Genomic DNA, 5,705 nt, shown 5'->3' with positions numbered 1-5,705 from the left:
CGTCTGGAGCGGTCCAGGCCCATGCCACGCTCCAGGAGTCGGAGAGGGCCCTGCCGCCGCTCTTGCAGACGTTCCGGGCCTGGGAGTGCCAGCTCCTGAGAGGACAGGAGCTGTTCCGCCACCGGTGCTATCTCGTGCTGAAAGGAGACGCCTTCCTTGCGGACAGACCAGCGAGCCTGGCCGTCTGGCCTGCTCGCCGTCGTCGACCGAGCGAACAGGGGCAAGCAGCAGCACTGCGCCATCTGCTAGAGGAGCGCGTCCAGTCCCTCCTGGATCTGCTTGCGCAGATGGGCCTGTCCGCTCGACGGCTGCACCGGGCAGCGGTGCTGGACCTGCTCTATCAGCTGTTCCACCCACAGAGGGCGCGGCAGGACCCTCGTCCCCAGGACCCCCCCGTGTGGGGGCCGGGGCAGGACATCGAGTGGCTCGCTCCAGAGGGACTCCGGACGACGGCCAAAGAGCTCATCCTGGGGGAGGATCACCTGATCCGCCATTGGATCGTGCGGAGCTGGCCCCGTCAGGTACGCAGCCTCTGGCTCTGGCCGCTGCTGGTGGCTGCGCCCTTCGAGCTGGAGGTGAGCTTTCACCTGGTCCCAGTGCCCAGGACCTCGGCGCAGCGGTTGCTCCGCCGGAAGCTGCTGGAATACCGGTCCTTGCTCTCGTATGCGCGGGAACAGCAGCGGGTACGTGACCCGCTGGTCGCCCAGGCTTACCAAGACGTCGAGCGGTTACTGGACATGGTGGGAACGGGGCAGGAGCAACTGTTCTTGACCTCGATCTCCTTTGCCCTCCATGCGAGCTCCCCGGCACAGCTGGAGGAACGCTCCGCCCGGCTGGAGTCGACGCTGCGCCTGCTCGACGTGTGGGCCGCTCCGGCCCTCTATGAACAGGTGGCGGCCTGGCAAGCCTGTTTGCCGTGGCAAGACGATCCGATCAAGGCGCGCGTGCTCCTGGACTCGCAGACCCTGGCGACCTGCTGTCCGTTTGTCTCTCCCACGCTCCTGCAGCCGGGGGGCCGCTTCGAAGGGGTCAGTGTCAGCGAGAACACCCCGGTCCTGTTGGACCCGTGGGCGTCGAATTGGCGCAACGCCAATCGTCTGATCATCGGCGCCAGTGGGAGCGGAAAGTCGTTCAAGTGTAAGCTGGATATCGTGCATGCCCTCACCACGCCTCCGGCGCAGGCGCACCCAGACGAGCGGCACCCAGATGAGGGGTCGATCCAGGTCATCGTGATCGATCCCGAGGGAGAATACCTGCCGCTCTGTGAGGCACTGGCCCCCTCTGCCCACCATGTTCGGCTGGCCGTCGGCATGCCTGGCAGTGGAGGGGGAGGCGTGAACCCGTTCGTGCTCCCCAGGCCCCGGTCAGCGTCAGCGGACCGAGCAGGGGAGGTGCTGGCGGAGCAGATCCAGTGGCTGCTGGCCCTGCTGGAGCTGCTCATCGGACAGGGAAAGGAGCAGCCGCTGACGGCCAGCGAGTGGTCGCTGCTGGAACGGGCTGTGCAGGAGTGTTATCGCGAGCGAGGCATCACGGCCGATCCGCAGACCCATCACAGCGAGCCGCCGCTGTTGCGTGATCTCAGCCGTGTCTTGCGCAGCGGAGTCTGTGGGCCTGACAGCAGCGGTCTGGCAGACCGTTTGCAGCCGTTCACGAGCGGCAGCGCCGCCGCGCTCTTTGAACCCACGCCCCTGGAACTGGAGAGCCGGTTGACGGTCTTCGATCTGAGTGGCCTCGGTTCGCTGCAAGCCATTGGCCAATATCTCGTGGTCCACCTGGTCTGGCGCCTGGCCCGCTCTTCCCCGCGCCCGCGGCTGCTGATCATTGATGAGCTGTGGGGCCTGGTTGCTTCCACAGGCCCAGGTGGCCGCTTGCTGCTGGAACAACTGTTCCAGCGGGCGCGGAAGCACTATTTAGCCATCTATGGGATCACCCAACATGTGCAGCTGCTGCAGGAGAGCTCGATTCTGGCCAACTGTGCCAGCGTGCTCCTGCTCGGGCAAGAGCCTGCAGCCGTCAGCAAGCTCGTGGAGCTGCTGCAGCTCTCCGAGGAGGAAGCGCGCTTGCTGGTGTCGCTCCCGAAAGGGGAAGGGCTCCTGCTCCTAGGAGAGCAGCATCACCTGCACCTGCGCTTCCCTGCTGAGCCGCAGGTGGCTGAGGTGATCACAACGGATCCCCGGCAGCGGGAGCTGCTGCCTTTTGCCCGGGCAGACGGGGAAAGGAGACAGCGCCCATGAGCCGCACTCGTGATCCGGAGCAGGTGATGGAGCTGCTGCCTTTTGCCCGGGCAGAGGCAGAGGAGCCGCGCCGGTGGGAGCAGGTGCTCCAGACGCTCCTGCTGGACAGCGCTTCCGTGCTCGCGCTCGAACTGGTGGGGGAGGGGCGAGCGCATCGGCTGTTGGGGCGCGTCTGCTCTGACGCGGCCCAATCGCAGCTCCTGAGCCAGCTGCAGGCCGTCTGGCCGCAGCTGCGCTGGCGGCCCGTTGCCGCGGCAGACGATCCCCTGCGACTGCGTTCACCAGCTGAGCGAGCGAGCGGCATCCGGGTGCGCCTGTCGGGCCAGGTCCGACAGGATGCGGTACCACCACCGCCAGGATCTGCGCAGCGCGGCTCCCTCCACCGAGCCGAGATAGGCAGCGATCCGCTGCACAGTCTGCTCGCGGCCCTGCCACGAGATCCCGGATGCCGCCTGGTGGCGCAGCTCGTGCTCGCACCGGCGGGGAACCGCTGGTTGCAACGCCAGCGCCGTCGGATTGAGCAGCTGCGCCGCGAGCGCGCAGGAGCGCAGTCTCCTGCTCACGGAGGCTTGACCTTGCTGGTGGTCCTTGCGCTGAGCCTGCTGGGCCTGGCGTTCTGGTCGGCTCCCTCGCGCTTGTTGACGGTGGGGACGGGCTTGCAGCCAGGGCTGCTGGCTGCGCTTGGAGTCAGTGCCCTGCTGCTGCTGCTCCAGGGCTGGGTCTCCTGGCAGCGTCACAGGGAGCTGGACCTGCTTTGGCTCGACCGAGAGCCGCTGCGCCAGCAGGCCTTTCGCGTGCAACTGCGGCTGCTTGCTATCAACTCGCTGCCAGAAGACCCCTCACCAGGATCTCCACAAGGAGGCTGGCGTCGGTGGTGGCGGCGCTGGCAGCAAGCGCACCAGGCCGCCGTGAATCGGCGTGCTGCCTTGTCTCAGCTCCTTGCGGCGTACCGGCAGTTTGAGTGGCTCGGAGCCACGGTGCGGCCTCACCGGCTTCCTCCCTGGCAGCTGCGCCGACTCCTGCGGCCCGGCGGGTGGCGAGGCCCGCGCCTGCGCTGGTACGCATGGGATCTGCTGCCGGTCTCCACGGTGGGTGCGCTCTGGCATGTTCCGGCCCAGCTCCGGGCCGAGATCTCCCCCCTGCTCACACGCCACTCCTCCCGGATCTTGCCGGTTCCACCTTCTCTTGCGAGCCGTCCTGGACAGCCGGTGGCACGGGCCTTCCTGGGGCAGGAGAGCGTCGCCGTTCCCTGGCCCTCCGAGCTGCTGACAGGCCATCTGCTCGCGGTGGGACGGAGCGGGGAAGGCAAGAGCACCGCGCTGCTCCAGGTGGCCATCGAAGCGCTCCGTCAAGAGCGGCGTTGGGGTCTGGTCGTCATTGACCCGCATGATCTGGTGGATCAGCTGCTGCCACTCATTCCTCCGCAGCGGGGAGATGAAGTCATCCTGCTCGACCTGAGCGATCCGGATGCTGTTCCCGGCATCAATCCGCTTGATGTCCACTTCTCGCCCGTACGGGACAAAGCCGTCGCCGACCTGCTCGCCTGCTTCCGCGAGATCTGGGCGACGAGCTGGGGGCCACGCATGGAGGCGGCCTGCGAGGCCGCGCTCAAGCTGATCTACAGCGTGAACCAGCAGCTGGTGACGGAAGGAGAGGAACGGCAGCTCACGCTGCTGGAAGTCCTGCTCGTGCTCTCCAGTGACCGCGTCCGCCACCGGCTGCTGCGCCTCCTCCATCGGCCAGATCCCTTCCTGATTCGCTGGTGGGCTGCCTACTTCGAGCCGCTGAGCACGTGGATGAGACTCGAGCGGATTGACCCGGTGCTGACCAAGTTCGCCAAGTTCGAGCAGGTCAGCGCGCGGCGAGTGCTGGGCCAGAGTCGCTCCACGGTGGATCTGCGCGCGTGCCTGCAGGGCCGTATTCTCCTGGTCAAACTCGCCAGCGCCCTGGGAGAGGATGCGGCGCGGCTGTTGGGGGCGACGCTGCTGAATCTGCTCGGCCTCTTCTTCCAGGAACAGCCCCCTGGCCGGACGCGAACGCTGGTGATTGTGGACGAGTTTCAGTGGTTTCTGGGAGTACGCTGGCGGATGCTCGCGGAGCTCAGGAAATTCGGCGCGCACTTCGCCCTGGCAACGCAGTCCTTAGCGTTCTTCCGGCAAGAAGCGCAGGAGCGCAAGGTGCTGGCCCAGATCCTGGCGAATGTCCAGAGCATCCTGGCTTTTGCCGGCAGCGCGGAAGATGCCCAGACGCTCGCTCCCGAATTGGGAATCACGGCGGAGGATTTGCAGAGCCTCCCGCGCCATCACTGCTATGCCCGGTTACCCGTCGCAGGAGAACGCATCACCTGCTCGCTCCAGTTGCTGCTGCCCGACGCAGCGGACCCGGCCCTGGCCGAGCGCATCCGAGCCACCAGTCGCGAGCGCTTCTGTCGTCCGGTCCAGGAGATTGATCGGGAGCTGGCTGAGCGGCAGCAGTGGCTGCTGCTCGGGGCAGAAGGCACACGGTTCGCCCGCGCTCCGTCAGGCGTTGAAGACCCTGTCGCCGGCGAGCCTGCTCAGGAGCCAGAGGGCGATTCGGCAGGGGGCACGCTCGTGCGTGATCTCCTCGCTGCAGGAGAAGGACGAGAGGAGGCCCCTGCTCCCAGCCATTCCCGAGGAGGGCCCAAGCGAGGCCGCAAAGGGCTGCGCAAGCGCACTGAGGCCGGCTCGTTCAGGCCAGTCCATCGACAGGGACAGGTGCGTCCCTTCCTGCTCGAAGCCTTAGAGGGAGCGCTCGCAGAGATCACCCGCGAGCCAGCAGAGGCACCAGCGGAGGGGGAGGGAGCAACCGATGGGTCCTGAAGAGGGCCTGGGCCTTCCCCTCGCTCCCCAACGGGAACGCCAGCTCATCCGGCTGCTCTGGTGGCTGTTGCGCTTTCCCTGGCAACGGGCCGAGGACCTGGCCGTGGCCCTCGGCTGTTCCCGACCCTCTCTCCATCGCTTGCTGGCGCTGGCCACGGCGGCAGGTGCCATCGAGCGTCTCCGAAGCAAGCGCTGGGACTGGTATGTCGCCAGCCCCAGAGGGGTGATCCTGGTGGCCAGGATGCTGCAGTGTGATCCTGGCGCACTGGCTGCGCAGCACGGCTACACCAGAGCGCAACTGCTCCGGTGTCTGCCGCGCCTGGCTGACTGGAGCCTCTGCCAGCAGCTCTTCCAGGACGTGCTCCGCCGCGCGCCCACTCAGCTGACGGCGCGACTGCCGGCCCCGCTGCAGATCAGTGCCGCACACGGGCAGGTCCGCTGGCTCTGGACCTGGGTACGGGACTACCGGAGCGCGTTCCTGCTTGGTCAGCAGCGCTGGCCCCTGCAAGCGACAGCGCTCTTCTGGCTCGGAGTCCAGGATCTGTCAGTGGGAGCGGAGGGCAGACGGGACACCACCACGGAAGAGCAGCAAGCCAGCAGCCTCTGCAGCGTGCACCTCCCGCTGCTGCTC

General features: G+C 67.2%; 3 protein-coding genes. All 3 read left to right on the top strand.

The annotated features are described in order from the left end of the window. Positions 1-2,234 (top strand): hypothetical protein (locus tag IRZ24_RS16005; RefSeq protein ID WP_297166211.1); only part of this gene is annotated, 2,234 nt, incomplete at its 5' end. Continuing rightward, on the top strand, positions 2,231-5,074 hold the full coding sequence (locus IRZ24_RS16000) for a hypothetical protein (protein ID WP_297166208.1): 2,844 nt from the start codon (positions 2,231-2,233) through the stop codon (positions 5,072-5,074). The genes IRZ24_RS16005 and IRZ24_RS16000, both read left to right, overlap by 4 nt. Further along, the coding region (locus IRZ24_RS15995) for a hypothetical protein (protein WP_297166206.1) at positions 5,064-5,705 on the top strand (642 nt) is incomplete at its 3' end. The genes IRZ24_RS16000 and IRZ24_RS15995, both read left to right, overlap by 11 nt.

This window comes from Thermogemmatispora sp. (assembly GCF_019683755.1).
GTDB lineage: Bacteria > Chloroflexota > Ktedonobacteria > Ktedonobacterales > Ktedonobacteraceae > Thermogemmatispora.
This window is presented reverse-complemented; position numbering and strand designations above follow the sequence as displayed.